Origin of the sequence: Lysinibacillus mangiferihumi, from assembly GCF_003049665.1 — a bacterium.
In the GTDB taxonomy this organism is placed as follows: Bacteria; Bacillota; Bacilli; order Bacillales_A; family Planococcaceae; genus Lysinibacillus; species Lysinibacillus mangiferihumi.
Window position 1 is genome coordinate 1 of record NZ_PYWM01000091.1, and the last position, 1,550, is coordinate 1,550.

Here is a 1,550-nt window from a genome sequence, read left to right on the forward strand (position 1 = left end):
GAGTTAATTTCACAATTCTAACCCCTTGTCTCCCAAGGGTTTTCAAACAATAAAAAATGGGCACCTCCCAAAATGGTATAATTTAAGTGACCAAACCAAAATTATCCACGAGGTGAATGCCCTATGACTATTGTAAAACAAATGAGTCTATTTGACATCCATGAATTATTTAAAATGGAAAGTTCTCGTCGTTTTGATGCAATTTTAGCCACTTTTGATGTGCAGCCGATCTTTCAGCTATTTCGAAAAAAGACAATGCGTGGTGCGCCAAGAGAATTAAACTACGGTGCGATGATTCAATCTCTGCTTATTCGGATTGTCGAGCGTATTCCTACTGTTAAAGATTTGGTCAATCGTTTAACAGTTGATTTCGTATTTCGTTTAGATTGTGGCTTTTTAGTTTCGGATACTGTGCCATCTGAAGCCTCGTATTCACGTATGGTCGATGTAATGAGTCAATCAGATATTCTTGATAAAATGCAGGACGAACTGATTCAAACAGCTTTTACAGAAGGGTTTCTTGAGGATGAACATCTTGGCTTTGACGCGACACATTTCGAAGCGCGAGATGCCTCAAAACCTTCTGAGAAAAAAGAAACACAACCGAAAAAGCGTGGACGTAAAACAAAGGAAGAACACGCTGCCTGGCTCGCTGAACAAGTAGAAATGGAAGCGAATCAAACGACTTACGAAAAGAAGTTGAAAGCACAGTTAACCATTCCATTGACGACCCTTTGGCAAGAAATCCCCATTGAACCGAAATGGGGCATTAAGAAAAATAGCGATGGTAAAAACACATTCTGGTATGGCTTTAAAGGTCATTTAGCCGTCTCGACCAAAAGCCAATATATTGTGGCTCGTCTGATGTCTTCAGGGAATCTGAGTGATAGTAAAGTGGCGATTCCATTACTAAAAAAGGTGAACCATTTAATACCCAATCATTTCACAACAACGATTTTCGACGCAGGATATGATTATGAGGCGATTTACCACCAAATTTTGAGTCAAAAAATGAAAGCTGTCATTCCGTATGTGAAAAGGCGTGAAGGCGAAATGGTCGGTTTTGATGAACATTTCCGTCCAACGTGTGTGCGTGAAAATAGCTACTGTTACGATAGCTTTGATGAAAAGTATCAAACGCTTAAGTTCACGCGTCCAAAAGAATGCGCAACGTGTCCATTACGTGCAGATTCACTCTGTCAAAAGGTGTTTAAAATCAAGTGTAAAACGGATATCCGTAAATATACGTATCCAGCACGTGGCTCAGAATTATGGAAAAAACTCTATAAAGAACGTACAGCTGTCGAACGAGTAAATGCCTATTTAAAGCAATTCTTTCAATTAAACAATGTCCGTCACAGAACCGGTAAAAAAGCCAAACTCCACTTCAATCTCGTGACGTTTATTTATAATGCCTGTAAATTAGCAGTCGATCGTATCAACTTACTTTTACAGTTACAAAACAAAGCAGCATAATTTTTCAAAAAACCAAAAACCGACCACGGGAGCAGTCTAAGCTCTTGAAAAAATCGATTTATGAAATTGATTCA

1 protein-coding gene is annotated in these 1,550 nt (G+C 38.8%); it reads left to right on the top strand.

Features of this window, described 5'->3' with window-relative positions:
• Positions 1–123: 123 nt before the first annotated feature.
• On the top strand, positions 124–1,476 hold the full coding sequence (locus tag C9J37_RS27605) for a transposase (protein WP_107897933.1): 1,353 nt from the start codon (positions 124–126) through the stop codon (positions 1,474–1,476).
• Positions 1,477–1,550: the final 74 nt, after the last annotated feature.